Source organism: Pseudoalteromonas sp. PS5 (assembly GCF_004103255.1).
Classification (GTDB): domain Bacteria; phylum Pseudomonadota; class Gammaproteobacteria; order Enterobacterales; family Alteromonadaceae; genus Pseudoalteromonas; species Pseudoalteromonas peptidolytica.
Genome location: NZ_RCSQ01000218.1, coordinates 1 through 1,604, shown reverse-complemented (window position 1 = coordinate 1,604; position 1,604 = coordinate 1). Strand labels below are relative to the sequence as shown.

The following is a 1,604-nucleotide window of genomic DNA, read 5'->3' as shown; positions in this document are numbered from 1 at the left end:
GTTAGACTTAGTGGGTGAGCATGGCGTAAATTGGGCTTCGGGTCTTGCAGTGAGTAGCGATGGCACATTATATGTATCAGGGCGTAACAAAGGTGAGGATGCAAAACTTTATACGCTAGATGCGAATACAGGCGAAGCGACTTATGTCATGGACGCACCGGAGCATATTAACGATTTAACCTATGTCGCTAATTGCGAATAATCATTAATGCAGTAGCGGTAAAATAAAGGCGAGGGGAGTCCCTCGCTTTTTTGTTTTTACGTCAGAGCAGTAACCGATACGACACACCTACTAAAAGAATGTTGATCTATTACGTTTTATTCTCTTGCCGGTATGAATAACTTTGCTCCATTGGTCTATTCAATATTGATATAGGATGTGCATACGCTAAAAAACCACTTTTCGTAAAATGAAAATCCGTAATTGCATTCTGCAAATAAACATGAAACTTCAAGAGAAAAGATACAAATAAAAATCATAAGATATTGATAAATATTAAGTTGTTTACTTTTTGTGCTGGCATGTATTGTGCAATCAACATACGGGTACTTTAACGGAGATTTATTATGAGAACAGCTCTATTATACTCAGCGCTAATTATTTTACCCTTTGCCACAATAGGCTCGCCAAACTTAGTTAGTAATGGGTCGTTTGAAAATAACTCGGTGTTGACAGGAACTTGGGGTTTAGTGGACGAGATTGAGGGGTGGACGATAGCTGGTGCTCAGCTAGAAATTCAAAAATCAGCCATTAGTTTTATAAACTCGCAAGATGGCAGTAACCACGTTGAGCTGGACTCGACGGGCAACTATACCATCTACCAAGATCTTGCGACGACTGCTGGTAACAAATACAAAGTAAGTTTTTATTATTCAGCAAGGGTTGAAGGAGATAATTCGACAAACCGTGCCAGAGTATGGTTTGGAGATACAACTTTAACTACTATGAATGCCAACACATTAGGGTGGCAGAAGTTTGAATATACGGTCGTTGCATCAAGTGAGGTTACTCAACTAAGGTTTCAAGGAATGGGTCGTTCAGACTCTTTAGGTGCGTTACTCGACAACGTTGTTGTGACAGAAGAAGCACAGACACCAACAACGGGTTGTAAAGTGGGTGTTTATGGCATAAACAACTTCGGCGAACAGAGCAATAGTTATGTTTATCACTTTGATACTAGTGGTGGTACGTATTCATATGTAGAAGGCGTCGATAACACCGCCTCTAACATTGCAGCGCACAACGGTGAGCTATATTTTATGGAGCAGAATAACGGTACGACCAAAGCTTCATCACTGTGGAAAGTTTCGCTAGATAGCGCCGAGCAAACGCTCGCAGCCAATACCGTGTCTTGGCCGATTTACCGCTCAGCGGTTACACCAGATGGTACAAAGCTCCTTTCAAGCAGTAAAACGTACTTGTACGAGTTTGACTTACAAAGTGGTGTAAAAACGGTACTAGGCAAATTAAGCTATGCAGGTGATGACTTCTCACATGGCGATATTGCATACTCAGCTGACACGAATCTAATTTATGTGTTAACAGGCAAAGCATTGTATGTGCTTGACAAAGGAGCCATGACGTTAGACTTAGTGGGTGAGCA

Annotated in this window: 1 protein-coding gene and 1 pseudogene; both read left to right on the top strand. The window is 41.3% G+C overall.

The genetic code is table 11. The annotated features are described in order from the left end of the window. Window positions 1-202 (top strand): annotated as a pseudogene (locus D9603_RS20670) (hemolysin-type calcium-binding protein); the annotation flags it as partial. A 365-nt stretch (window positions 203-567) separates the two neighbouring features. Beyond that, window positions 568-1,604 (top strand): DUF642 domain-containing protein (locus D9603_RS20665; RefSeq protein ID WP_128732740.1); only part of this gene is annotated, 1,037 nt, incomplete at its 3' end.